Annotated in this window: 27 protein-coding genes; 11 read left to right on the top strand and 16 right to left on the bottom strand. The window is 70.7% G+C overall.

Annotated elements, in window-relative coordinates:
- Window positions 1-4 precede the first annotated feature (4 nt).
- From G9Q37_RS09510 to G9Q37_RS09535, 6 genes are read right to left on the bottom strand one after another with little or no spacing between them, the layout of a single operon-like run.
- The gene (locus tag G9Q37_RS09510) at window positions 5-919 is read right to left on the bottom strand and encodes a metal ABC transporter solute-binding protein, Zn/Mn family (RefSeq protein WP_166226965.1); all 915 of its coding nucleotides are present in this window, start codon (window positions 917-919) and stop codon (window positions 5-7) included.
- Window positions 916-1,821 (bottom strand): metal ABC transporter permease, encoded by a 906-nt coding sequence (locus G9Q37_RS09515; protein WP_166226966.1) that lies wholly within the window; start codon window positions 1,819-1,821, stop codon window positions 916-918. The genes G9Q37_RS09510 and G9Q37_RS09515 overlap by 4 nt, the downstream gene beginning before the upstream one ends.
- Entirely contained in the window at window positions 1,818-2,570 is a 753-nt protein-coding gene (locus tag G9Q37_RS09520; protein ID WP_166226967.1) for a metal ABC transporter ATP-binding protein, read from the bottom strand. Before G9Q37_RS09520 ends, G9Q37_RS09515 begins: the two co-directional genes overlap by 4 nt.
- Window positions 2,567-3,499: a metal ABC transporter solute-binding protein, Zn/Mn family gene (locus G9Q37_RS09525; protein ID WP_166226968.1), complete on the bottom strand. Its 933-nt coding sequence runs from the start codon at window positions 3,497-3,499 to the stop codon at window positions 2,567-2,569. The genes G9Q37_RS09520 and G9Q37_RS09525 overlap by 4 nt, the downstream gene beginning before the upstream one ends.
- 41 nt (window positions 3,500-3,540) lie before the next feature.
- Window positions 3,541-4,191: a DUF6162 family protein gene (locus G9Q37_RS09530; protein WP_166226969.1), complete on the bottom strand. Its 651-nt coding sequence runs from the start codon at window positions 4,189-4,191 to the stop codon at window positions 3,541-3,543.
- On the bottom strand, window positions 4,188-4,526 hold the full coding sequence (locus G9Q37_RS09535) for a hypothetical protein (RefSeq protein ID WP_166226970.1): 339 nt from the start codon (window positions 4,524-4,526) through the stop codon (window positions 4,188-4,190). Before G9Q37_RS09535 ends, G9Q37_RS09530 begins: the two co-directional genes overlap by 4 nt.
- A gap of 209 nt (window positions 4,527-4,735) precedes the next feature.
- Between G9Q37_RS09535 and G9Q37_RS09540 the strand changes: the two genes are divergently transcribed.
- The 3 genes from G9Q37_RS09540 to G9Q37_RS09550 are packed head-to-tail and all read left to right on the top strand — an operon-like array spanning window position 4,736 to window position 6,645.
- Window positions 4,736-5,473, top strand: coding sequence for an energy transducer TonB (locus G9Q37_RS09540; RefSeq protein WP_166226971.1), 738 nt, complete (start codon window positions 4,736-4,738; stop codon window positions 5,471-5,473).
- A gap of 23 nt (window positions 5,474-5,496) precedes the next feature.
- Window positions 5,497-6,231: a MotA/TolQ/ExbB proton channel family protein gene (locus G9Q37_RS09545; RefSeq protein WP_166226972.1), complete on the top strand. Its 735-nt coding sequence runs from the start codon at window positions 5,497-5,499 to the stop codon at window positions 6,229-6,231.
- Window positions 6,232-6,234: 3 nt separating this feature from the next.
- Entirely contained in the window at window positions 6,235-6,645 is a 411-nt protein-coding gene (locus tag G9Q37_RS09550) for an ExbD/TolR family protein (RefSeq protein ID WP_166226973.1), read from the top strand.
- Between the two features lie 132 nt (window positions 6,646-6,777).
- Here G9Q37_RS09550 and G9Q37_RS09555 read toward each other — a convergent pair whose 3' ends face one another.
- The gene (locus G9Q37_RS09555; RefSeq protein ID WP_166226974.1) at window positions 6,778-7,185 is read right to left on the bottom strand and encodes a GlcG/HbpS family heme-binding protein; all 408 of its coding nucleotides are present in this window, start codon (window positions 7,183-7,185) and stop codon (window positions 6,778-6,780) included.
- Window positions 7,186-7,338: 153 nt separating this feature from the next.
- Between G9Q37_RS09555 and G9Q37_RS09560 the strand changes: the two genes are divergently transcribed.
- Together G9Q37_RS09560 and G9Q37_RS09565 are read left to right on the top strand one after the other, a co-directional pair.
- Window positions 7,339-8,037 (top strand): Bax inhibitor-1/YccA family protein, encoded by a 699-nt coding sequence (locus G9Q37_RS09560; RefSeq protein ID WP_166226975.1) that lies wholly within the window; start codon window positions 7,339-7,341, stop codon window positions 8,035-8,037.
- Between the two features lie 139 nt (window positions 8,038-8,176).
- Entirely contained in the window at window positions 8,177-8,491 is a 315-nt protein-coding gene (locus G9Q37_RS09565) for a hypothetical protein (RefSeq protein WP_166226976.1), read from the top strand.
- Between the two features lie 28 nt (window positions 8,492-8,519).
- Here G9Q37_RS09565 and rlmD read toward each other — a convergent pair whose 3' ends face one another.
- The 5 genes from rlmD to surE all read right to left on the bottom strand — a co-directional run bounded on the left by rlmD (window position 8,520) and on the right by surE (window position 13,307).
- Window positions 8,520-9,947 (bottom strand): 23S rRNA (uracil(1939)-C(5))-methyltransferase RlmD, encoded by a 1,428-nt coding sequence (gene rlmD / locus G9Q37_RS09570; RefSeq protein WP_166226977.1) that lies wholly within the window; start codon window positions 9,945-9,947, stop codon window positions 8,520-8,522.
- 12 nt (window positions 9,948-9,959) lie between these two features.
- Complete coding sequence (locus G9Q37_RS09575; RefSeq protein ID WP_166226978.1) at window positions 9,960-10,757, bottom strand: 3'-5' exonuclease; 798 nt, start codon at window positions 10,755-10,757, stop codon at window positions 9,960-9,962.
- A gap of 8 nt (window positions 10,758-10,765) precedes the next feature.
- Complete coding sequence (locus G9Q37_RS09580; RefSeq protein WP_166226979.1) at window positions 10,766-11,671, bottom strand: peptidoglycan DD-metalloendopeptidase family protein; 906 nt, start codon at window positions 11,669-11,671, stop codon at window positions 10,766-10,768.
- Between the two features lie 80 nt (window positions 11,672-11,751).
- Complete coding sequence (locus tag G9Q37_RS09585; protein ID WP_420810314.1) at window positions 11,752-12,528, bottom strand: protein-L-isoaspartate(D-aspartate) O-methyltransferase; 777 nt, start codon at window positions 12,526-12,528, stop codon at window positions 11,752-11,754.
- Window positions 12,525-13,307, bottom strand: coding sequence for a 5'/3'-nucleotidase SurE (surE, locus tag G9Q37_RS09590; protein WP_166226980.1), 783 nt, complete (start codon window positions 13,305-13,307; stop codon window positions 12,525-12,527). Before surE ends, G9Q37_RS09585 begins: the two co-directional genes overlap by 4 nt.
- A gap of 125 nt (window positions 13,308-13,432) precedes the next feature.
- On the opposite strand from surE, the gene G9Q37_RS09595 reads away from it, so the two are divergent.
- The 4 genes from G9Q37_RS09595 to G9Q37_RS09610 all read left to right on the top strand — a co-directional run bounded on the left by G9Q37_RS09595 (window position 13,433) and on the right by G9Q37_RS09610 (window position 17,567).
- The gene (locus tag G9Q37_RS09595; RefSeq protein ID WP_166226981.1) at window positions 13,433-14,419 is read left to right on the top strand and encodes an NADPH:quinone oxidoreductase family protein; all 987 of its coding nucleotides are present in this window, start codon (window positions 13,433-13,435) and stop codon (window positions 14,417-14,419) included.
- Between the two features lie 108 nt (window positions 14,420-14,527).
- The gene (locus G9Q37_RS09600; protein WP_166226982.1) at window positions 14,528-15,553 is read left to right on the top strand and encodes an alpha/beta hydrolase family protein; all 1,026 of its coding nucleotides are present in this window, start codon (window positions 14,528-14,530) and stop codon (window positions 15,551-15,553) included.
- 11 nt (window positions 15,554-15,564) lie between these two features.
- The gene (locus tag G9Q37_RS09605; protein ID WP_166226983.1) at window positions 15,565-16,830 is read left to right on the top strand and encodes an MFS transporter; all 1,266 of its coding nucleotides are present in this window, start codon (window positions 15,565-15,567) and stop codon (window positions 16,828-16,830) included.
- A 14-nt stretch (window positions 16,831-16,844) separates the two neighbouring features.
- Window positions 16,845-17,567, top strand: a complete 723-nt coding sequence (locus tag G9Q37_RS09610; protein ID WP_166226984.1) for an aldolase — start codon at window positions 16,845-16,847, stop codon at window positions 17,565-17,567.
- A gap of 19 nt (window positions 17,568-17,586) precedes the next feature.
- Here the strand turns inward: G9Q37_RS09610 and G9Q37_RS09615 are convergent, their stop codons facing one another.
- The 4 genes from G9Q37_RS09615 to G9Q37_RS09630 are packed head-to-tail and all read right to left on the bottom strand — an operon-like array spanning window position 17,587 to window position 22,069.
- Window positions 17,587-20,004 carry a xanthine dehydrogenase family protein molybdopterin-binding subunit gene (locus G9Q37_RS09615; protein ID WP_205710743.1) on the bottom strand — a complete coding sequence of 806 codons (2,418 nt, stop codon included), beginning with the start codon at window positions 20,002-20,004 and terminating at the stop codon, window positions 17,587-17,589.
- Window positions 20,001-20,486: a (2Fe-2S)-binding protein gene (locus G9Q37_RS09620; protein WP_166226985.1), complete on the bottom strand. Its 486-nt coding sequence runs from the start codon at window positions 20,484-20,486 to the stop codon at window positions 20,001-20,003. The genes G9Q37_RS09615 and G9Q37_RS09620 overlap by 4 nt, the downstream gene beginning before the upstream one ends.
- A gap of 28 nt (window positions 20,487-20,514) precedes the next feature.
- Complete coding sequence (locus G9Q37_RS09625) at window positions 20,515-21,369, bottom strand: FAD binding domain-containing protein (protein WP_166226986.1); 855 nt, start codon at window positions 21,367-21,369, stop codon at window positions 20,515-20,517.
- Between the two features lie 10 nt (window positions 21,370-21,379).
- Complete coding sequence (locus G9Q37_RS09630) at window positions 21,380-22,069, bottom strand: SRPBCC family protein (RefSeq protein ID WP_166226987.1); 690 nt, start codon at window positions 22,067-22,069, stop codon at window positions 21,380-21,382.
- A gap of 171 nt (window positions 22,070-22,240) precedes the next feature.
- Between G9Q37_RS09630 and G9Q37_RS09635 the strand changes: the two genes are divergently transcribed.
- Both G9Q37_RS09635 and G9Q37_RS09640 read left to right on the top strand, forming a co-directional pair.
- On the top strand, window positions 22,241-22,873 hold the full coding sequence (locus G9Q37_RS09635; RefSeq protein WP_240936587.1) for a TetR/AcrR family transcriptional regulator: 633 nt from the start codon (window positions 22,241-22,243) through the stop codon (window positions 22,871-22,873).
- A 32-nt stretch (window positions 22,874-22,905) separates the two neighbouring features.
- Window positions 22,906-23,976 (top strand): C4-dicarboxylate TRAP transporter substrate-binding protein, encoded by a 1,071-nt coding sequence (locus tag G9Q37_RS09640; RefSeq protein ID WP_166226989.1) that lies wholly within the window; start codon window positions 22,906-22,908, stop codon window positions 23,974-23,976.
- Window positions 23,977-23,995 lie beyond the last annotated feature (19 nt).

Here is a 23,995-nt window from a genome sequence, read left to right on the forward strand (position 1 = left end):
GGCCTCAGCGCGGCGCGAGCACCGCGAGCCGCTGGCCGTTTTCCTTCAGCTCCGCCAGCGGGTCGCGCCCCTCGGTATGCAGCACGATGGTGCGCACCCCGGCCGCCTGCAGCGCGGCCTGCAGCGGTGCGGGCGGCTCGCGGTGGTGCAGCACCGCGGCCACCGAGGCCGCGCGCAGGCGCGGCACGAGCGCGGCCACCGCATCGGGCGTCCAGGCATCGTCTTCTCGCACGTCGCTGCCCGCCAGGTCGAGGTTGAAGCCGCTCACCAGGTAGGCCAGCCGGTCCGACAGGCTGAACACCGTGAGGTTGGCCGCCGCGGCCAGGCGCGCCTCGCTCTGCGCCGCGACCGCGAGCACCTGCTGGCGCAGCGCGGCCGCGTTGGCCTGCAGGCGCGGCCGGGCATCGGGCACCAGGCGCGACAGGTCGGCCGCGATCACGTCGGCCATGCGACCCAGGTTCACCGGGTCGAGCCAGGGCAAGGCCGTGGCCGAGGCCGCGCCCTCGTGCAGCGCAATGCCCGGCAGCAAAGCGTCGAGCGGGCGTGCCGCGTCGATCTCAATCAGGCGGATGTTCTGCCGCCGTGCCAGCGGAAACAGCGGGTCGTCGGGCCAGATCGAGCGCAGCGCCACCACGGCATCGGCCTGGCTCGCGGCCTGGGCCAGGCCCGCCGCGCCGCGACCCGTGAAGAAGGCGAGCTGCCGGTTGGCCGGCAGGCTTTCGGGCACAGGCCGCAGCAGCGCGATGCCGCTGCCCTGCACCAGGGTCTGCGTGAGCGCGGCCACCACGGGGTGCGCCACGAGCACACGCGTGGCGGCGCCTGCGGCCGGGTTGGCGGGCGCGGCGGGCTGCGCACGCACAGCGGCCAGAGGCAGCGCGGCGAGCGCAGCCAGCGCAAGAGAACGTCGGTGCAGGTTCATCCGGCGTGTCCTTTGAGGGCGGGCGTGAAGCCCCGAACCAGGGCCGCGAGCGCGAACAGCGCGCCGGCCGTGAGGATGATGGCCGCGCCCGAAGGCACGGGCAGCTCGAGCCCGATCGGCAACAGGATGCCGACCTGCGTGCTCAGCGTGGCGATCAGCACGCTCAGCCAGAAGAAGCCGCGCAGCGACAGGCTCAGCAGCCGCGCCGCCGCGGCCGGGATGATCAGCAACGCACCCACCAGGATGGCGCCGATCACCTTCACCGAGGCCACGGTCACGAGCGTCACCAGCACCACGAAGAGGTAGTCGAGCAGCTTCACGCGCACACCGCGCACGCTGGCCAGTTGCGGGTTGAAGCTGGCCAGCATGAAGCGGTTGTAGAGCGGCACCGTGAGGCCCGCCACCAGCGCGGCCACACCGATCAGCACCACGAGGTCGTGGCTGTCGACCGTGAGCACCGAGCCGAACAGCACGTTCTCGAGGATGTGGATGTTCACGCGGCCCGAGAGCACCAGCAGCAGGCTCGCACCCAGCGAGAGCGAGACCGCCAGGAACACGCCGATCAGCGTGTCGGGCGACAGGCCGGTGCGGTTGCGCAGGTAGTTGAGCAGCAGCCCGAACAGCGTGCAGTAGGCGAACAGGCTGCCATAAGGACCGGTGTAGGGCTCGCCGAGCAGGATGCCGATCGCCACGCCCGTGAGCGCGGCATGGCCCACGGCCTCGGAGAAGAAGGCCAGGCGCTTGACCACCACCAGCGTGCCCAGGCCGCCGAGCACGGGTCCGATCACCAGGCCCGCGAGCACCGCATTGACCACGAAGCCATAGGCCAGCGACGCGGGCAGATGGCCGTGTTCGGCCAGGTGTTGAATGGCCTGGCGCAGGGCGTCGAGCGCGGCGGTCATGGCGTCACCTCTTCGGCGATCGCAACCTCGTCGCGGCGCGCGCGGTGCGAGAACAGCGCGAGCACGCGCTCGGGCGTGAGCGTGGACGCGGGCGGGCCATCGAACAGCACCTGGCGGTTCAGACCGGTCACGTGGTCGGCCAGGCGCGAGACGGCGTCCAGGTCGTGCTCGATCCAGAGCACGGTGACGCGGCTGGCGCGCCAGTGCGCCAGCAGGGCTTCGAACACGCGCATGCCGGCCTCGTCGAGGGCCGACATGGGCTCGTCGAGCAGGACCAGGTCGGGCGCGGGCACGAGCGCCTGCGCGAGCAGCACGCGCTGGCGCTCGCCGCCCGACAGCGCGCCCATGCGGCGCTTCGATTTGTCGAGCATGCCCACCTGCTGCAGCGCGGCCTCCACGGGCGCCTTCCAGCGCCGCGACAGGCCCATGAGCACCGGCCGCTGCTGGCACAGGGCACCCATGAAGTCCATCACCGTCATGGGCAGGCCGGCGTCGAAGGCCAGGGCCTGGGGCACGTAGGCCACCACGCCCGGGCGTTCCCCGGGCCAGTGCAGCGCGATCTGCCCGTGGTGCGGCACCTGGCCCAGCAAGGCCTTGAACAGCGAGCTCTTGCCGCCCCCGTTGGGCCCCACGAGCGCGTGCACGCCGCCCGCGGCCACGCGCAGTCCGACATCGCGCAGGATGTCGGTGCGGCCCAGGGTGAGGGCCACGCGCTCGAAGGCGATGGCGGGACCGCCGGCTGCCTTCATGCGGCCTCCTGGATGGCGCGCACCACGGTGGCGAGGTTGCGCGCGATCTCCTGCTCGAATTTCTCGGCCGTGTACGGGCCGTGCGAGATGTGCGTGAGCGCGTACAGACGCACGCCGGTCTCGCGGCGGATGGTGTCCACGTAGGCCGAGGGGAAGTCCATCTCCGAGAAGATCACCTTGACGTCGAGCGCGCGGATCTGGTCGATCGTGCCCTTGAGCTGTGCGGGACTGGGCTCGATGCCGTGCGCGGGTTCCACCACGGCCGCCACCTCGAGGCCGAACTCGCGCAGCAGGTAGTCGTAGGCGCCGTGGATGGTGGCGATGCGGAAATCGGCCCCCGGGGTCTGCGTGAGCCGGGCCAGCGCATCGGCCCGCAGCTTGCGCAGCTTCTGCGCGTAGGCGCGCGCGTTCGCGGTGTACGCGGCGGCGTTGGCCGGATCGAGCACGCCGAGTTCGCGCGCGATGGTGTTGACCTGCGAGATCGAGGCCGTCACCGACAGGAAAGTGTGCGGGTTCACCACCTTGCCCGAGGTACCGCGCCCCGCACCCACGGCCGCCAGCAGCGGCACCTGGGCGTTGGCCTCGATCACCTTGAGGTCGGGCTTCTCGCTGGCCTTGATCATGCGGCCGGCGAAGTCGTCGTGCCCCACACCATTGAGCACGATGGCGTCGAGTGAGCCGATGCGCTTGATGTCTTCGGTGCGCGGCTCGTAGGCGTGCGGGTTGAAGCCCGCGGGAATCACGGGCACCACGTCGGCCAGCGGGCCCACGATGTTCGCGGTGTAGCTGTAGTACGGGTGCAGCGTGACGCCCACGCGCAGCCTTCGGGCGGTTTGCGCGCGCGCCGGCAGGGACAGTGCCAGCGGCGCCGCGGTGAGGGCCGACAGCACGCGGCGTCGGGACACGAACGGGATCTTGGGTGCTTGCATGGGGAAGGTCCGCAATGGAATGAGAAGCCGTTGCGCCGCGCTCAATGCGAGGCGTCCTTGCGCGTCACGCCCGCGTCGTAGCGGGTCACGACCTGGCGCCAGCCCTGGCGCATCAGCGCCGGATCGTCGAGCGCCTCGGGCCAGGCCGCCGCAGCGCGGTCGCCGCCATCGCCGCCATCGCCGCCATCGCCGCCTTCGCCGTTTGCGCCGCCTTCGCGCTTGAGCCAGATCTCCACCTCGCCGCCGTGCGCGTGGGCCGCGCCGTCGGTGGGCACGCGCAACAGGAACGAGGCCGCCAGCTCGGGGGCCGCACTGCGGCCGATGTAGACCAGTTCGTGCGCCTGCGCGCGCAGGCGCCATTCGTGGCCGCCGCGCGCGCGCGTTTCAGGGCCCTGGCTGAACGGGGGCAGGCCAATCCCGCGCAACTGCTCGACGCCGGGCGCGGTCTGGTCGCTCTCGTGCAGCGCGGCGATTTCTTCGGCCGCCACCAGCAGGTCGGCGTGCACGCCCTGCTCGGCCGCGTTGAGTTGGGTGCGCGCGTCGATCTGGTGCGGTGCGAGCGCCGCTGCGGCCTGCGGTTGCGCGCGCACGCCCACGACCAGGGCCGCGAGCGCGAGCACGGCGGCTGCGGCGAACGACACCCAAAGGGTCTCGTGGCCCGCGCCGGCGGGCCGCACCACCTGCACCGTCATGGCTTGACGTCGGTGTGGTCGACTTCGGTCGCGTGCTCGCCGCCGTCTTCCAGCCGCACGAAGTACTCGCCCTCGGGCTTGCGGAAACTCCAGCTCGAGTCGCCGCCCAGCGTGCCCTTGGCGATCACGCGCTCGTCGTAGGCCTTCACGGCCACGGCCATGCCCGCCGCATCGCTGCCGTCGGAAAAACCGCCGACGCAACGCACCATCTGGTCGGCCGCGGGCTTGCAGCTCAGCAGCAGGCTGTGCGCCGAGGACACACCGGGCAGGCCCAGCGCGACCAGGCACACGGCGGGCGCCCACAGGCGCATCGGACGAAAAAGGTTCGGGGTCATGGGCGGGTGCAGGATCGGTTCCGAGAAAGCCTGATCATAAATGAGAATTGTTATTACTCTTGAAGACCTGTGAGCGGCCGTTGCCAATGCCGCACGCCTTGCACCATCGGGCGCACAATCGCAACGCGATCGAAGCGCCGCGGCCGAATTTTTCGGCGGCACCTCGATAATGAGAAATATTCTCGTTTAGAATGCCGGCATTGTCCGCCATGTCCACCACACACCTGCCCCTGGCGCCCGACGCGCCCTTCGCCACCGGCGGCGCGCCGCGCCGCTTCAACCGCCGCCTCACCGTGGTGGGATCGGTGGTCGGGCTGCATGTGGCCGCGGTGTGGGCGCTGCAGACCGGCCTGCTGCATCGCGCGGCCGAGATGGTCATACCCGAGGTGCTGATGGCCGAGCTCATCGAGCCGCCCAAGCCGCTGGCCACCCCCGTGCCCGCGCCCGCACCGCCCACGCCGGTGGCCAAGCCCCAAGCCCGGCCGCGGCCTGCCCCGGCACCCGCGCCCCAGCCCCAACCGGTGCCACTGCCGGTGCAGAGCGAGCCCTCGCCCATCGCCCCCGCCGTGTCGCCACCCGAGCCCGCCCCGGTCGCCGCGGCACCGGCCCCGCCCGCGCCGCCCGCCCCACCGGCGCCACCCGCCCCGCCGGCGCAGCCGGCCGTGGTGCAGCCCATCGTCAACGCCGACTACCTGAACAACCCCGCGCCGGTCTATCCCTCGATCGCGCAGCGCTTGCGCCAGGAAGGTCGCGTGCTGCTGCGCGTGCTCATCGAACCCGACGGCCGCGCCAGCCGGGTCGAGGTGCTGCAGACCAGCGGTTTCCAGGTGCTTGACCAGACCGCGGTCGCCGCCGTCAAACGCTGGCGCTTCGTACCCGGCAAACGCGGCGGCACGCCCGAGGCCATGTGGGCCCAGGTGCCGCTGGAATTCAAGCTCGACCGATAGCCTTTGCAACCTTCACGAACACCATGCCGACCGATATCGCTACCTCCGGCCTCGCCCATGTCTGGACCCAGGGTGACTGGGTCACCCGCAGCGTCGCTCTCGTGCTGCTGGCCATGTCGCTGACCACCTGGATCATCATCCTGTGGAAGGCGCTCGACGTGCGCGCCCACCGCGCCCAGGCGCGCGGCATCGAAGGCTTCTGGCACAGCAGCGACTTCACCGAAGCGCTTGACAAGCTGGGACCCGCCGAAGGCAACCCCTTCCGTGCCGCCGCCATCGAAGGCCGTGAGGCCGCGCGCCACATCACCCACCAGGACGGCGTGAGCCGCCCGCAATTGCACGACAGCCTCGACGTGAGCGACTGGATCGAGCGCTCCCTGCGCAAGTCGGTCGACGACTCCACCGTGCGCGCCCAGGGCGGCCTGTCGGTGCTCGCCTCGGTGGCGTCCACCGCGCCTTTCGTGGGCCTGTTCGGCACCGTCTGGGGCATCTACCACGCGCTGCTGGGCATCGGCGCCTCGGGCCAGGTGTCGATCGACCAGGTGGCCGGACCGATCGGCGAGGCGCTGATCATGACCGCGCTGGGCCTGCTGGTGGCGATTCCGGCGGTGCTGGGCTACAACGCCCTGGTGCGCGGCAACAAGGCGGTGCTGCACCAGCTCAACCGCTTCGCGCACGACCTGCACGCCTACCTCGTCACCGGTGCACGCGTGAGCGCCGGCGGCGACGGCAAGGTGCTGCACATGAAACGGGGCTGATCCATGGCCATAGGAACCCAAGACAGCAGCGACGAGGTCATGGCGGAGATCAACATGATCCCGTTCATCGACGTCATGCTGGTGCTGCTGATCATCTTCATCATCACCGTGCCGGTGATCCAGCACGCGGTCAACATCGACCTGCCGCAGGCCAGCATCGAGAAGGTGCAGGACAAGCCCGAGAACATCCGCTTCTCGGTCGACGCCGAGGGCCAGTACTTCTGGAACGAGCAGCGCGTGGCGGACACCGAACTCGACGGCCTGCTGAGCGCCGCGGCCTCGCAGAACCCGCAGCCCGAGCTGCACATCCGCGGCGACAAGGCCGTGCGCTACGAGCGCGTGGCGCTGGCCATGGCCGCGGCCCGCAAGGCGGGGTTGCGCAAGATCGGCTTCATCACCGAACCCACGCCCTGAGCCCGGGGGCGCGGTTCGAACCCATCGTGGGGCGACCCGGGGAGTTCTTTGCCTCCCCGCGCGTCGTTTTTAGGCCAGCCAGGGGCCCCGGCAGGGGCCCGTTAGCCAGGCGTTTTTTGACATTTCCCGGGCTTACAGGCCCAGCGCCGCGATGCCGGCGCGGGCGATCTGGGCGTCTTCGGTCGACTTGACGCCGCTCACGCCCACCGCACCCAGGCAGACGCCGTCCTTCATGATGGGCACGCCGCCCTCGAGCATGCCCTGCAGCGCGGGCGCGCTCAGGAACGAGGTGCGGCCCTGGTTGATCACGTCTTCGTAGACCTTGCTTTCGCGGCGGCCCATGGCGGCCGTGTGGGCCTTGGCGGGCGCGATGTGGGCCGACACCGGCGGCGCGCCGTCCAGGCGCTGCACCCACAGCAGGTGGCCGCCCGCGTCGACGATGGCGATGGTCACGGCCCATTGGTGGGCGAGGGCTTCTTTCTCGGCGGCTTCGGCGATCTTCTTGACGTCGGCGGCTTCGAGCAGGAACGAGGGCTTCATGGTTTCTTTCGCGGTGCGGTTGAAAAAGCGCGGAGGGCCCGAAGATAACCCGTCGATTCCCCACCCGGCGGTCAACACTGTTCGCACCGGCGGCGGGAACCTCGGGCACAATCCTAGAGTCTTACGTCAGACTTAAGGTTAAGGAGAACCACCATGTCAGACCATGTGCAAACCACCGGCCGCTTCGGTACCGCGGTCTCCGTCGGCGCCGCCGAGCGCAACCGCGTGCTGCGCAACACCTACTGGCTGCTGGCGCTGTCCATGCTGCCCACCGTGCTGGGCGCCTGGGTGGGCGTGGCCACGGGCATCACCGCCGGCCTGGGCGGCGGGCTGGGCCTGATCGTGTTCCTGGGCGGCGCCTTCGGCTTCATGTTCGCGATCGAGAAGACCAAGAACTCGGCCGCCGGCGTGCCCATCCTGCTGGCCTTCACCTTCTTCATGGGCCTGATGCTCTCGCGCCTGGTCGCCATGGTGCTGGGCTTCTCCAACGGCGCCAGCCTGATCATGACGGCCTTCGGCGGCACCGCGGCCATCTTCTTCGGCATGGCCTCGCTGTCCACGGTCATCAAGCGCGACCTCTCGAGCATGGGCAAGTTCCTGTTCATCGGCGCGATCATGCTGCTGGTGGCGGGCGTGGCCAACATCTTCATCCAGTCGAGCGCGCTGATGATCACGCTGTCGGTGCTGGCCATCGGCATCTTCTCGGCCTTCATCCTGTACGACCTCAAGCGCGTGCAGGACGGCGAGGAAACCAACTACATCACCGCCACCCTGGGCGTGTACCTGAGCCTGTACAACGTGTTCCAGAGCCTGCTCATGCTGCTGGGCGTGTTCGGCGGCGAGCGCGAGTGACCGGTCCGCTTTTCGCGACCTGAAACGGGGGCCTTCGGGCCCCTTTTTCATGGGCGCGGCCGGTCGGTTTTTTCCGTCATGCGGCCGTCAAGTTCGGGGCGCTCCGGCCGAAACAGAAGACAAACCCCGGAACCACACCATGCGCCGCACCGCCCTGCTCCTGATCACCGCCACCAGCGCCCTGCTCGCCGGCTGCGATGCCCTGGGCATCGAGACCGCCACCGCGGTCAATGCGCGCAAGGAGGCTGAGGGCCGCGCCATCGGCAGCGCGTGCCGCCACGCGGTGCGCAGCATCGAATCGTGCTTCCAGTCGAACCCCAAGGCCGGCAAGGCCGCGGTGTTCGCGGGCTGGCGCGAGATGGACCAGTACATGCGCGACAACAACGTGGTTGGCATGCCCAGCGAGGGCGAGGCCGCGCCCGCGGCCTCGAAGGCCGAGGGCAGCAAGTCCTGACGGCCGCGCGGGCCGCGCGGACCGCGTCTCAGGCGGCCGTGCCCGGCACCGCGGCCGGGTCGAGCTCGAACACCGCCATGCTTTCCACGTGCGCGGTGTGCGGGAACATGTTCACGGCCCCCGCCAGCACGCAACGGTAGCCCGCCTGGTGCACCAGCAGGCCGGCGTCGCGCGCCAGCGTGGCCGGGTTGCAGCTCACGTAGACGATGCGCCGCGGCGGCAGCCAGTCACCGCGCAGCGCGGGCTGCTGGTGCAGGTCGGCCAGGGCCTTGGCGAGCGCGAACGCGCCCTCGCGCGGCGGGTCGACCAGCCACTTGTCGGCCGTGCCGTCGGCCACCAGCAGCTCGGGCGTCATCTCGAACAGGTTGCGGGCCGCGAAGCGCGTGGGCGCGAGCGGCCTGGCACGCCCCGCGGCATTGCGTTGCAGGTTCTCGCGCGAGCGCGCCACCAGGGTCTCGCTGCCTTCGATGCCCAGCACCTCGCCCGCGGTGGTGGCGATGGGCAGCGTGAAATTGCCCAGGCCGCAGAACCAGTCGATCACGCGCTCGTGCGCCTGCGCGTCGAGCAGCCGCAGCGCACGCGTGACCAGCACGCGGTTGATGGCCGGGTTCACCTGCGTGAAGTCGGTGGGCTTGAAGGGCATGGTGATGCCGAACTCGGGCAGGCCGTAGGCCAGCGGCTCGCCACCTTCGTCGAGCAGGCGCACGGTGTCGGGGCCCTTGGCCTGCAGCCACCACTGCACGCCGTGCTGCTGGCCGAAGGCGCGCAGGCGCGCCAGGTCGTCCTCGCTCAGCGGTTCGAGGTGGCGCAGCACCAGCGCGGTCACGGTGTCGCCCGCGGCGAGTTCGATCTGCGGGCAGGTCTCGCGCGCGTCCAGGCCGAAGATCAGCTCGCGCAGCGGGCCCAGCATGGCGCTCACGTGCGGCGGCAGCACCGGGCACACGCCCATGTCGGCCACGTAGCGGCTCTTGCGCTCGTGAAAGCCGATCAGCACCACGCCCTTCTTGTGCACGTGGCGCACCGACAGGCGCGCGCGGTAGCGATAGCCCCAAGTGGGGCCTTCGATGGGACGCAGCAGGGTCTCGGCCTTCACCTTGCCCAGGTGCCAGAGGTTGTCCTCGAGCACGCGCTGCTTGATCGCCACCTGCGCCGAGGGGTGCAGGTGCTGCATCTTGCAGCCGCCGCAGGCGCCCGCGTGCAGGCCGAAGTGCGGGCAGCCGGGCCGCACGCGCTGCGAGGACTCGCGGTGGATGGCCGTGGCGGTGGCGGCCTCCCAGTTGTTCTTCTTGCGGTGCACCGACACGCTGACCTGCTCGAAGGGCAGCGCGCCTTCGATGAAGACGACCTTGCCGTCGGCACGGTGGGCGATGCCCTGGGCCTCGATGTCGAGCGATTCGACGGCCAGCGAGCCGTCGGGGTAGGGAGCGGGAATGGGATGGGGGACGTCAGCGGACATCCCGCGATTGTCTCAGGCCGGCCAGGCGGCCAGGTATTCCTGCCAGTGCGCCTCGTTGGGCGCGAGGCCGGCCAGGGTTTCTTTCACGAACGCGATCTCGCGCTCGTACTCGGGCGGCGTGAAGCCGCCCCGCATCTGCTGGAAGCGGCAGTAGAGCAGGTAGGTGTTCATCACGTCGGTCTCGCAGTAGCGGCGGATCTCGTCGGTCTGCCCCGCGAGGTATTGCGCGTACACCTGCGAGCCGTCCATGCCCAGCTTGCCCGGGAAGCCGCAGAGCTTGGCCATGGCGTCCAGCGGCGCATTGTTCTTGGGCGAGTACATGGCCAGCAGGTCCATCAGGTCGAGGTGGCGCATGTGGTAACGACCGATGTAGTTGTTCCACTTGAAGTCGCGGTCGTCCTCGCCCATGTCCCAGTACTTGCTGGCCTCCACGCCGTGGCGCAGGCCACGGTAGTGCAGCACGGGCAGGTCGAAGCCGCCGCCGTTCCAGCTCACGAGCTGCGGCACCTTCTTCTCGATGGTGCGGAAGAAGGTCTGGATGACCTTGCCCTCCTGGCTCACGCCCTCGGGCTCGCGGTCGACGAAGGAGTGGATTTGCAGGCCTTCAGCGCTGCGGAACACGCAGCTGATGACCAGCACGCGCTGCAGGTGCAGCGGCATGAAGTCGCTCTGGCCCTTCTCCTTGCGCTCGGCGAGCCAGGCCGCGTACACCTGCTCGTCGGTGTCGCCCGGCGCGCTGCCGCGCAGCGCGCGCAGGCCCGCGACGTCGGGGATCGACTCGATGTCGAAGACGAGAACGGGCCAGGCCAAACCGGCGCTCAGCGTTTGGGCAGGTAGGCCAGCGGATCGACCGGCTTGCCCAGGCGGCGCACCTCGAAGTGCAGCTTCACGCGGTCGGCGTCGCTGCTGCCCATCTCGGCGATCTTCTGGCCCTGGCGCACGGCCTGGTCCTCGCGCACCAGCAGCGCCTGGTTGTGCGCGTAGGCCGTGAGGTAGGTGTTGTTGTGCTTGAGGATGATGAGGTTGCCGTAGCCGCGCAGGCCCGCGCCCGCGTACACCACGTGGCCGTCGGCCGCGGCGAGCACCGGGTCGCCGACCTTGCCGGCGATGCTCACGCCCTTGTTGTTGACCTCGTCGAAATTGCTCACCACCTGGCCGTTGGCGGGCCACACGAAGCGGATGTCGTCGCCCGAGGCGGCCGGCGCGGGCGCGGGGGCCGGTGCGGGCGCCGGGGCCGGCGACGGTGTGGCGGCCGGGCTGGTTTCGCTCAGCGGGCGCGGCGTGACGCCGCTGGAGGCGACAGGCGCCGTCGACGGGCCGCTGGCCGCAGCCGGCGCCGGGGCGGGTGCGCTGGCGGCCGTGGGCGGCACCACGCGCAGCTGCTGGCCGATCTCGATCGCGTTGGGGTTGGCCAGGTTGTTCCAGGCCGCGACGTCGCGCCAGCTCTGGCCGGCATTGAGGGCGATGCGGTACAGCGTGTCGCCGGCCTGCACCGTGACGTAGCCGGGACGCGCCGCCGCCGCTTCGGCGGGCGCAGCGGCCGGCGCCGAGGCCGCGGGACGCGAGGTGCCGCGGTCTTCGACCGGGGCCGGGCGTGCCACGCGCTGGGCGCAGCCGACGCTCACGAGCAGGGCGGCGCCCAGCATCGACCAGGCCAGGGCCCGGCCGGCGGTCCATCCCTGCGCGGGGTTGCGGCCCGGCTCGCGCAAAGTGATTGGGTTCATGAAGACTCCACCGTTGTCTGAAGGGCCCTGTGAACGGGCCCTGGGTCCATGCACGATCGGCGCCCGCCTGGGCGCCCGTGTCAGGCGATGCCCGATTTTAGGGGCACGAAATGAACGGCCTCGAGTTCGGTGCGGACGATGCCGCGCGCGGTCTTGTCGACCACCACGAGGTTCTGGCGGCCCTGGGCCGTGACCGCGGGCGCCACCAGCCGGCCACCCACGGCGAGCTGGTCGATCCAGGCCGCGGGCAGATCGTTCCCGCCCGCCGCCGCGATGATGCCCGCATACGGCGCCCCCTGGGCAAAGCCGACCATGCCGTCGCCGAAGATCAGGTGCAGGTTGGGCACGCGCAGCGCGCGCAGGTTGTCGCGCGCCTTGTCGTGCAGCGCGCGGATGCGCTCGACGCTGTAGACCTCGCGCGCCACGCGGCTGAGCACCGCGGCCTGGTAGCCGCAGCCGGTGCCGATCTCGAGCACGCGGCCCAGCGGCTGCGGCGAGCTCTGGCACAAGAGCTCGACCATGCGCGCCACCACGTTGGGCTTGCTGATGGTCTGACCCTGCCCGATCGGCAGGCTGGTGTCTTCGTAGGCCTGGTTGACCAGGGCCGAGTCGACGAAGCGGTGCCGCTCGACGGCCAGCATGGCCGCGATCACCGCGGGGTGCGAGATGCCCTGCGCCTGCAGTTTGCGCACCATGGCCGCGCGCACGGCCGACGAGTCCATGCCCACGCCCGAAGGCACCACGCGCGCGGGCGCGGCCGGGGCCGGCCGGGCCGCACGCGCTGGCGTGGGCGCGGGTGTGCCGGCGGGCAGGCGCGCGGGGAAACCCGGGCGCGGGCGCGGCGCGGGCTGCTTCACGCCGGCCCTCCCGAGAGCGCGACCGCAGTGGGCGCCCAGTACGGCAGGCGGTCGTGGTCGGTGAGGTCGACCTGCAGCGGCGTGATGGTGGCGTAGCCCTGCAGCGCGGCATGGAAGTCGGTGCCCTCCACGTCGTCGCGTGCGGGGCCGGCGCTGCCGATCCAGTACATGGTGTCGCCGCGCGGGTTCACCTGCGTGATCACGGGCTCGGCCGCGTGGCGGCGGCCCAGGCGCGTGACCTTGAAGCCGCGGATGTCGGACAGCGGCAGGCAGGGCACGTTCACGTTGAGCAGCCAGGGCTCGTTGCGCCGCTGCGCTTCGGGCACCGAAGGCAGCAGCTGCTGCACCAGTTCGGCGGCCTTGGCGGCCGCGGCGTCGAGGTGCTTCCAGCCCTTTTCGGTCTGCGAGAACGCGATCGCGGGAATGCCGAACAGGTAGCCCTCCATGGCCGCGCCCACGGTGCCCGAGTAGATGGTGTCGTCGCCCATGTTGGCGCCGTTGTTGATGCCGGAGATCACCAGGTCGGGCCGGTAGCCGAGCAGACCGGTGAGCGCGATGTGCACACAGTCGGCGGGGGTGCCGTTGACGTAGCGAAAGCCGTTGGCGGCCTGGTGCACGTACAGCGGCGAGTGCAGCGTGAGCGCGTTGCTCTTGGCGCTGTTGTTGTGCTCGGGCGCCACCACCTCGACCTCCACACCGGGCAGGGCTTTGATGGCGTCGTGCAGGGCGACGATGCCGGGGGCCTGGAAACCGTCGTCGTTGGAGATCAGGATCTTCATGGGGATGCGATTCTAGGAGCGCCACCCGGTCGCCCACGGGACAAGGCGCGGGCAAGCCCGCTGCGCGATCGCCTTTGGCCTGCCTATCATGGTCCGCAGCAAGCCCTTACCCGAGGAGACCGAGCATGCACGCCTGGCTGTGTGAGAACCCCGTGGGCGTTGACGCCCTGCAATGGAAAGAACTGCCCACGCCCGAACCCGGCGCAGGCCAGGTGCGCCTGCGCATCGAGGCCGCGAGCCTGAACTTTCCCGATCTGCTCATCGTGCAGAACAAGTACCAGATGAAGCCGCCCCTGCCCTTCGTGCCGGGCAGCGAGTACGCCGGCGTGATCGAGGCCGTGGGCGAGGGGGTGAAGCACCTCAAGGCCGGCCAGCGCGTGGCCTGCCTGAGCGGCACCGGCGGCTTCGGCACCCACACGCTGGCGCCCGCCGCGCTGTGCATGCCGCTGCCCGAGGGCTTCCCTGCGGTCGACGCGGCGGCCTTCATCATGATCTACGCCACCTCGCACCACGCGCTGATCGATCGCGCGCAATTGAAGGCCGGCGAGACCGTGCTGGTGCTGGGCGCCGCGGGCGGCGTGGGCACGGCCGCGATCCAGATCGCCAAGGCTGCGGGCGCGCGCGTGATCGCTGCCACCTCGAGCGACGAGAAATGCGCCCTGTGTGCGCAGCTCGGCGCCGACGCCACCATCAACTACAGCACCCACGCGCCGCAGGGCAGCCTGCGCGACGAGATCAAGCGCCTCACCGAGGGCAAGGGCCCCGACGTGGTCTACGACCCGGTGGGCGGCGACTTCGCCGAGCCCGTGTTCCGCTCCATCGCCTGGCGCGGCCGCTACCTGGTGGTGGGCTTCGCGAGCGGGCCCATCCCCGCACTGCCGCTGAACCTGCCGCTGCTCAAGGGCGCGAGCATCGTGGGGGTGTTCTGGGGCGACTTTTCCAAGCGCGAACCCCAGGCCAACGCGGCCATGATGCAGACCCTGGCCGCGCAGTACGCGAAAGGCCTGATCAAACCCCTGGTGGAGCGCACCCTGCCCATGAGCGAGCTCAAGCAGGCCTTTGCGGTCATGGGCTCGCGCGCGGTCAAGGGCAAGCTGGTGCTGGTGAACTGAACTGAAGGCCTGCGCGGCGGGCCGGTGGTCATGGATGACACAAATGTCATCCGCGCCGCGCCGCCGGGCCGAACAATCGGCGCCCGTAGCGAACGCCACCGACCACCCATGCCCCGCCACCGCCCAGCCCTCATCCTCGCGCTGATCGGCGCCGTCACCAGCCTCGGCCTGCTGGGCTGCGCCAGCCGCGCCAGCGAATCGCTCACCGAGGCCGAGCGCGTGGCCACGCGCCAGGCCCAGCTCGCCCAGGCCCTGCCCATGCCCTCGGCCGAGCAGGTGGAAGCGCTGGAGCGCGACTGGGTCGACAGCGCGCGCGGCCGCGCGGTGCCGGCGCGCCTGTACCTGCCCCGCGCCGCCCCGGGCGGTGACGCGCGCGTGCCGCTGGTGGTGGTCTCGCACGGCATCGGCGGCTCGCGCTTCGGCTACAGCTACCTGGGCCGCCACCTCGCGGCCCAGGGCTACGCGGCGCTGCACGTGCAGCACGTGGGCAGCGACAACCGCCTGTGGCGCGGCAGCCCCTGGGACCTGCTCGAACGCCTCAATGGCGCGGCCACCGAGGCCGAGGCCATCGCACGCGCGCAAGACCTGCGCTTCGCCCTCGATCAGGTGCTGGCGGACCCGGCCCTGGCCGCGCGCCTCGACGCCACCCGCATCGCGGCCCTGGGCCATTCGTATGGCGCCAACACCGCGCTGCTGGTGTCGGGCGCGCGCGTGCCCGGCAAGCCCGCGCTTGCCGATGCACGCGTGAAGGCGGTGGTGGCCATCAGCGCCCCGCCCTTCCACGGCTACGGCGCGCCCGGGCCCATCCTCGCGCCCATCGGCCTGCCCGCGCTGCACGTCACGGCCGAGGACGACGACATCCGCATCCCGGGCTTCTTTTCGGGCGTGCAGGACCGTGTGGCGCTGTACGAGGCCATGGGCAGCACGAGCAAACGCCTGGTGGTGTTCCGCGACGGCTCGCACAGCATGTTCACCGACCGCCTGGGCACGGGCGGCAGCGCGCACAACGTGGCGGTCAAGCGCGCCACGCGCGAGCTGGTGGTGGCCTTCCTTGACAGCCTGTGGCGCGAGCGCGGCGACGCACTCGAGCGCTGGCAGGCCGAGCACACCGCCCTGCTCAGCCCGGGGGCGTAGCATCGGCCCCCATGGCCACGCCCTCCACCACCCCCGCCGACCCTTCCCTCATCGATTCGCGCACCGCCGCCTGGCGGCTGCTCACCGTGCTCGGCCTGGTCACGCTGGGCAACAGCGGCATGTACGTGGTGGCCGTGGTGCTGCCTGCGGTGCAGGCCGAGTTCGGCGTGGGCCGCGGCGACGCCTCGCTGCCCTACACGCTCATGATGGTCTGCCTGGGCCTGGGCGGCCTGTGGACGGGCAAGATGGCCGACCGCCACGGCATCACGCCGGTGCTGCGCCTGGGTGCGCTGGCCGTGGCCGCGGGCTTCGTGTGGGCCGCGTTCTCGGGCAGCATCTGGACCTTCGGCCTCGCGCACGGCCTGCTGCTGGGCCTGCTGGGCAGCTCGTCGACCTTCGCGCCGCTGCTGGCCGACACCGCGCTGTGGTGGAACAAGCGCCGCGGCATCGCGGTGGCCATCGCGGCCAGCGGCAACTATGTGGCCGGCACCGTGTGGCCGCCGCTGGTGCAGTGGGGCATCGACACCATCGGCTGGCGCCAGACCTACCTGTTGCTCGGCCTGGTGTGCGGCGCGGGCATGTTCCTGCTGGCCAGCCGCATGCGCCAGCGCCCGCCGCTGGTGGTGGCCGCCGCGCCCGCCACGCCGGGCGGCGCGCTCAACGACACCCGCCGCCCCTTCGGCCTCAAGCCCGCGCAGGCGCAGGCCCTGCTGTGCCTGGCCGGTGTGGGCTGCTGCGTGGCCATGTCCATGCCGCAGGTGCACATCGTGGCCTACTGCGTGGACCTGGGCTTCGGCGCCGCGCGCGGGGCCGAAATGCTCTCGCTCATGCTGGCCAGCGGCATCGTGAGCCGGCTCGTGTCGGGCTGGATCTGCGACCGCATCGGCGGCATCCGCACGCTGCTGCTGGGCTCGGCGCTGCAGTGTGTGGCCCTGCTCATGTTCCTGCCCTTCGACGGCCTGGTGCCGCTGTACCTGATCTCGGCCATGTTCGGCCTGTTCCAGGGCGGCATCGTGCCGAGCTACGCCATCATCGTGCGCGAGTACTTCGCGCCCGCCGAGGCCGGCGCGCGCGTGGGCGCGGTCATCATGGCCACGCTGGTGGGCATGGCCCTGGGCGGCTGGCTCTCGGGCTGGGTGTTCGACCTCACCGGCAGCTACAAGGCCGCCTTCCTCAACGGCATCGGCTGGAACCTGCTCAACATGGCGATTGCCCTCTTCCTGTTCTGGCGCGTGCGCGGCGCGGGGCCCGGCGGCCTGCGCGGCGCCACGGCCTGATCCCCCGACCCGACATGAACCACGAACACGATTACCAGCAAGACGGCGTGCGCCGGCTGCGCGCCGACCTCGCGCTCGCGCTGCGCGCGGCCGCTCACTTCGGCCTGTCCGAAGGCGTCTGCAACCATTTCAGCGTCGAGCTGCCCGACGGCTCGGGCCGCTTCCTGCTCAACCCGCGCGGGCTGATGTGGCAGGAGGTGCAGGCCGACGACATCGTGATGGTCGACGTGCAGGGCCAGGCGCTCGCGGGCCGGCACGCGGTGGAGAGCACGGCCATGCACATCCACGCGGGCATCCACCGCGTGGCCCGGCACGCGGTGGTGCTGCACACCCACATGCCTTACGCCACCGCGCTCACGCTCACGCGGGCGCGCGCGCTCGACACCACGCTGTCGCAGAACGCCATGCGCTTTCACGGCCGCGTCGCGGTCGACCCGGTCTACAACGGCCTGGCGCTGGACGCGCGCGAGGGCGAGCGCATCGCACGCGGCATGGGCAGTGGCGACATCGCCTTTCTCGCCAACCACGGCGTGATCGTCTGCGGCACGCAGATCGCGCACGCCTTCGACGACCTGTACTACCTCGAGCGCGCCTGCATGGCGCAGGTGCTCGCGCAATCGAGCGGCATCGGCCTGGCCCCGGCGAGCGCCGACATGGCCGCGCACGTGGCCGAGCAGACGCGCGGCGAGCGCCTGCAGTCCGACCTGTTCTTCGAGGCGCTGCGCCGGCGGCTCTGAGCCGCCGGGCACCGCGCGCTCAGACCACCTTGCCGAGCGCGCGCAGCACCTTCTCGGGCGTGATGGGCTGCGAGTGCACGCAGGCCGAGAACGGCGCGAGCGCGTCGTTGATGGCGTTCATCACCGCGGCCGGCGCGCCCGCCGTGCCGGCCTCGCCCGCGCCCTTGGCGCCCAGCTTCGAGCTGCGCGTGGGCGTCATCACGTGTGCCACCTCGATGTCGGGCATCTCGGCCGACATGGGCACGAGGTAGTCGGCCATGTTGGCGTTGAGCATCAGGCCGGCATCGTCATACAGGCACTCCTCGAACAACGCGCCGCCAATGCCCTGCACGATCGCGCCGCGCATCTGCTCGTCCACCAGCATGGGGTTGAGCACGCGGCCACAGTCTTCGACCGCCCAGTGCTTGAGCAGCTTCACGAAGCCGGTGTCGGGGTCGACCTCGACGTACGAGGCCTGCACGCCGTTGGTGAAGATGAACGGGTAGTCGCGCTGCGCATAGTGGCGCGTGACCATCAGCTCGGGCGTGAAATCGGCTGGCAGCGTGTCGGAACGGAAGTAGGCCACGCGGCCCAGCTCCTTGAGCGGCAGCAGCTCTTCGCCCGTGGCCGCGTCGACCACACGGTCGCGCCGCACCGCCAGGCCGGCGGCCTCGCGCTTGAGCATCACCGCCGCGACCTTGAGGATGTTCTCGCGCAGCGCCTGGCCGGCCAGCAGCACCGCCTCGCCGCCCACGCCCGCGCCGCGCGAGGCCCAGGTGCCGCCGCCGTAGGGCGTGACATCGGTGTCGCCGGTGAGCACCTTGACCTTGGTGATGTCCACGCCCACCGCATCGGCCGCGATCTGGCGGTAGATGCCTTCGGTGCCCTGGCCCTGCTCGCCCACGCCCACCAGCACCGTGATGTCGCCTTCGGGGTCCAGGCGCACGGTGGCGCCGTCCTGCGAGGCAATGCGAGCGCCGCCCACGCCATAGAACGCGGCGCTGGGGTTGGTGAGCTCGATCACGGTGGCGAAGCCGATGCCGCGGTGGATGCCCTGTTGGCGCAGCGCGGCCTGCTCGGCGCGCAGCGCGTCGTAGTTCATGAGCTCGCGCAGCTTCTTCAGGCTGGCCTCGTGCGACAGCACCTCGAGCTTGATGCCCGAGGCCCCGGTGGTGGGGTAGGCGTCGTCGGGGATCACGTTGAGCTCGCGGATCTTCAGCGGGTCCATGCCGATCTTCTGCGCGGCCAGGTCCACCAGGGCCTCGGTCACCGCACAGGCGATCGGGTGGCCCACGCCGCGGTACTGGCAGGTGGGCGTCTTGTTCTGGAACACCACGTTGAGCTTCGCCCGGTAGTGCTTGTGCTTGTAGGGCCCGCCCACCAGGTTCACCACCTGGTTGCCCTCGATCGCGCTGGTGCGCGGGAACATCGAGTACGGGCCGATGCCGGTGAGGTCGTCCATGTCGAAGCCCAGGATCTCGCCGCTCTGGTTCACGGCGATGCGGGCCTTCACGCGGTGGTGGCGCGCGTGGATGTCGCTGGTGAAGCTCTCGAGGCGGTCGGCCACGAACTTCACCGGCCGGCCCAGCAGGATGGACAGGGCCACGGTGGCGAAGTCGTCGGGGTAGGCGTGCACCTTGATGCCGAAGGAGCCGCCCACGTCCTTGCAGACCACGCGGATCGCGCTGGCGGGCAGGTCGAACTGGCGGCCGTAGAGGTCCTGCATCATGTGCGGGGCCTGGAACGAGTGGTAGACCGTGAGGCGCTGCTCGGCCGGGTTCCAGTGCGCGATCTGCGCGCGCGGCTCGAGCGTGACGCCGGTGTGGCGGCCGAACTCGAAGGTGGCCTCGGCCACGGCGTCGGCCTCGGCGAACACGCGGTCGACCTCGCCCACGTCGAGGCTGCGCGTGAAGCACAGGTTGTCGCCAAGCTCGGGGTGGATCAGCGGCGTGGCGGCATCGAGCGCGGTCTCCATGTCGGTGGCCAGCGGCAGCTCTTCGTAGTCGACCGTGATGTGCTGCAGCGCGTCTTCGGCCTGTGCACGCGTTTCGGCCACCACGGCCACCACGGGCTCGCCCTGCCAGCAGGCGCGGTCCACCGCCAGTGCGTGCTGCGGCGCCGACTTCATGCCCGCGAGGTGGCCCAGCACCGCGACCCAGGGCTTGCAGACCTTGGCGAGATCGTGGCCATCGGCCACCAGCAGCACACCGGGCATGGCGCGCGCGGTGTCGGCGTGCACGGCCTTGATGCGCATGTGCGCCACCGGGCTGCGCCAGAAGGCCACGTGGGCCATGCGCGGCAGCTCGATGTCGTCGATGTACTGGCCCAGGCCTTGCGTGAGCCGTTCGATGCCGCCGCGCGGCACCGAGGCGCCGATATAGCGCTGGTCTTCGGTGACCGGCGCCACCGTGGTGGGCACCTGCACGCCGGGCTCGAGGTTGGTGATGTCGCGTTTCATGCCTGGGTCTCCTTGCGCTGGCGCAGCACGTCGCAGATGGCGTCGACGATGGCGTGGTAGCCGGTGCAGCGGCAGTAGTTGCCCGAGATCCATTCGCGCACCTCGGCGCGGGTGGCCTCGGGGCGGGTTTCGACCAGTTCCTTGGCCGCCATGAGCATGCCCGAGGTGCAGAAGCCGCACTGCAGCGCATTGCGCGCCACGAAGGCCTGCTGCAGGTCGCGGATCACGCCGCTCTGGCTCAGGCCTTCGATGGTCTGCACCGAGCCGCCGTCGGCCTGCACGGCCAGCGTGAGGCAGCCGCGCACGATCTGGCCATTGAGTTCGACGGTGCAGGCGCCGCAAACGCCGTGCTCGCAGCCCAGGTGGCTGCCCTTGAGGCCGAGGTCTTCGCGCAGGAAATCGACCAGGTGGGTGCGCGGCGCGATGCTGCAGCGGTGCGCCTGGCCGTTGACGGTGACGTGGAGGGGGTGGAGGTCTGCCATGGGGTGTCCTGTTGCGGGTCCGGTGGCCTCAGGCGTGCGCCGACGCCAGCAGGCGCTGCAGCAGCACGCCGGCCAGGTGGCGCTTGGTCTCGGGGGTGTTGGTCAGATCGGGCAAGGGATCGATCTCGGCGCGCAGGCTGGCCACGGCCATGGCCTGCGTGGCGGCGTCGGGCACCTTGCCTTCGAGCAGCTGCTCGGTGCGGCGCGCACGCCAAGGCGTGGTGGCCACGCCCATGAAGGCCAGGCGCACGCCGCTGAGCGCCGCGCCCTGGCGCTGGGCCGACGCAGCCAGGCCCACGATGGCGTAGTCGCCATGGCGGCGCGCAAGCTCGGACAGGCCATGCCACTGGCCGGGCCGCGCCAGCGGGATCTCGCCCGCGATCACGATTTCGTCGGGCGCGAGCGCGGTGGTGTAGAGGCCGAGGTAGAAGTCGTCGGCCGCGATGCGGCGCTCGCCGCGCGGGCCCTGCACCACCACCGTGCCGCCGAGCGCGAGCAGGCAGGCCGGCCATTCGGCGGCCGGGTCGGCATAGGCGATCGAGCCGCCCCAGGTGCCGCTGTTGCGGATGGCGCGGTGCGCAATGTGGGGCGCGGCCTCGGTGAGCAGCGGTGCGTGCTGCTTCACGAGCGCGCTCTCCTCGATCTGCGTGTGCGTGGCGAGCGCGCCGATGCGCAGCACATCGCCGCGCCGCTCGATGCCGCGCAGCGCCGCGATGCCGGTGATGTCGATCACCATCAGCGGCTCGGACAGGCGCATGTTGAGCGTGGCCATCAGCGTCTGGCCGCCGGCCAGCACGCGCGCGTCGTCGCCGTGCGTTTGCAGCAGCGCGATCACCTGGTCCACGGTGTCGGGTTTCACATAGTCGAATGCAGCGGCTTTCAAACCAGTCTCCTCAGAACAGGACCGACGCGATCCACACCCCGAAGCCCGTGGACAGGGCACCGAGCGCGAACCACAGGATGCGAACGCCCTCGCCGGCGCTGGCGGACGGGGCGGCTGGCGCGGGACGCGCGGTGATGGGCGCAGGTGCCGGCGCTGGCGCGGACGCGGACAGCGTGGGCGCGACGGCGTTGGGCGCCGAAGCCGCAACGGCGGGCGCGGGCTCGACCGCAGCCGCGTCGGCGGGCGCGGCCTCGGCCGGGGCCGGCGCGAGCTCGGTCTGGAACGCGGCGAAGAACTGGTCGGCCATCTGCTTGGCCGCGGCGTCGATCATGCGGCCGCCGACCTGCCCGAGCTTGCCGCCCACCGAGGCCTGCGCGGTGTAGCGCAGCCGCGTGCCGCTGTCCTCGTCGGCGAGCGCCACGCTCGACTGCCCCTTGGCCATGCCGGCCGCGCCGCCCGAGCCTTCGAACTGCAGCGTGCAGCCCTGGCCGGGCCGCACGTCGTGCAGGCGGATGTGGCCCGTGAAGCGCGCGCGCACCGGGCCGACCTTGACGGCCACGCGCGCCGTGCGCTCGGTGTCGCTCGTGGCTTCCATGGCCTCGCAACCGGGGATGCAACGCGCCAGCACGGCCGCGTCGTTGAGGGCGGCCCAGACCCTGTCGCGGGGCGCGGCAATGAGGATGTCTCCGTTCAGTTCCATCTGTGTTTGACCCCCGGGTTTTCACGGGTGTTTTTGTTTACCAACCGGTCAACAATGCTAAGACTCATTGACCGTACGGTAAATAGCGTGCGCATCCAGAGAAACCCTGATCACCCCGGAACTGGCGATGAAGCGGCCGCCGAACGTGCGCCGCAGCGCCGTCGCCTGAGCGTGTCCGAGCGCGAACGGCAGATCGTGGACGGCGCGATCCAGTTCTTTGCGTCCAACGGTTTCGGCGGCCAGTTGCGCGACCTCGCCAAGAGCATCGGCGTCACGCACGCCCTGCTCTACCACTACTTCCCGACCAAGCAGGCGCTGATCGACCGCGTGTACCTCGACGTGTTCGAAGGCCGCTGGCGCGACAGCTGGGACGCGCTGCTCGACGACCCCAAGATCGAGGTCGAAGACAAGTTCACCGCCTTCTACGCCGACTACGTGAACAACGCGCTTTCGCGCGAGTTCGTGCGCATCCTCATGTTCTCGGGCCTGATGGACCACACCATCACCGACCGCTTCTTCGCCATGCTGCGCGAGCGCCTGTTCCCGCGCCTGATCCGCGAGACGCGGCGCTTTCGCGGCTCGACCTCACGTGCCAAGCCCAGCGAGCGCGAACTCGAACTGCTCATGGGCCTGCACGGCGGCATGTTCTACATCTCGATCCGCCACTGGATCTATGGCCAGGACGTGCACAGCGAAGCGGTGCAAGAGACCTGCGACGAAGCCCTGGTGCGCGACCGCGTGCGCAGCTACCTGATGGCCAGCCGCGAACTGCTCAACCTCACCCCCAAGAAGCCGGCTCGCTGAGCCGATCACCGAGAACGAAGGAGACAAAGCGCATGAAACCGACCAAGTTCGCCATCGCCAGCCTGCTGGCCCTGGGCGCCAGCCTGAGCGCGCTGCCCGCGGCCGCGCAGCAGCGCATCAGCGTCAACATCGGCTCCAGCCACCCCACCACCAACATCTGGGTGCACGCCATGAAGGAGGTGTTCCAGCCCGAGGTGGACCGCATCCTCAAGGCCGGCGGCGGCAAGTACGAGGTGCGCTGGCGCGAGAACTACGGCGGCACGCTCTACAAATTCACCGACACGCGCGCCGCCGTGCGCGACGGCATCGTCGACGTGGGCATGGTGGGCACGGTGTGGGAGAACTCCGCCATGCCGCTGCAGAACGTCACCTACTTCACGCCGTTCGCCACCACCAACCACGAGCTGCTGATCCAGATCTTCGACAAGCTCAACACCACCGTGCCCGCGCTGCGCGACAGCTGGGCCGCGCAGAACATGGTGCCGCTGTCCTCGCTGATCACCGACAGCTACGACATCTACGCCAACTTCCCCATCCGCACCCTGGCCGATCTTCAGAACAAGAAGATCAACGCGCCCGGCACCTCGGCGAACTGGCTGCGCGACACCGGCGCCACGCCGGTCGATGGCGCGCTCACCACCTACTACACCAACATCCAGACCGGCGTGACCCAGGGCGCGCTCTCGTTCGCCAGCGGCATCGGCCCGGCGCGCGTGTACGAGGTGGCCAAGTACCTCACGCACATCGACATCGGCTCGATGTACTTCGGCAGCGTGGCGGCCAACAAGAAGTTCTTCGACGGCCTGCCCAAAGAGGTGCAGGAGGCCTTCGTGCAGGCCGGCAAGGCCGCGTCCAAGGCGCACGGCGAGCACGTAACCAAGGTGGCCAAGGCCGCGATGGACACCATGAAGGCCGCCGGCCTGCAGGTGGCCGACCTGCCCCCGGCCGAGAAGGCCAAGTGGGTCAACAGCCTGCCCAACATCGTGCAGCCCTGGCTGCAGGCCACGGGCGACAACGGCAAGGCCGTGCTCAAGGCCTACTTCGACGAGCTGCGCGCGCGCGGCGTGAAGCCCCTGCGCGACTGGGACAACCAGAACCGCTGAACCCGGCACCAGGCCCCGC

It is taken from the genome of Hydrogenophaga crocea (assembly GCF_011388215.1).
GTDB classification, from domain to species: domain Bacteria; phylum Pseudomonadota; class Gammaproteobacteria; order Burkholderiales; family Burkholderiaceae_C; genus Hydrogenophaga; species Hydrogenophaga crocea.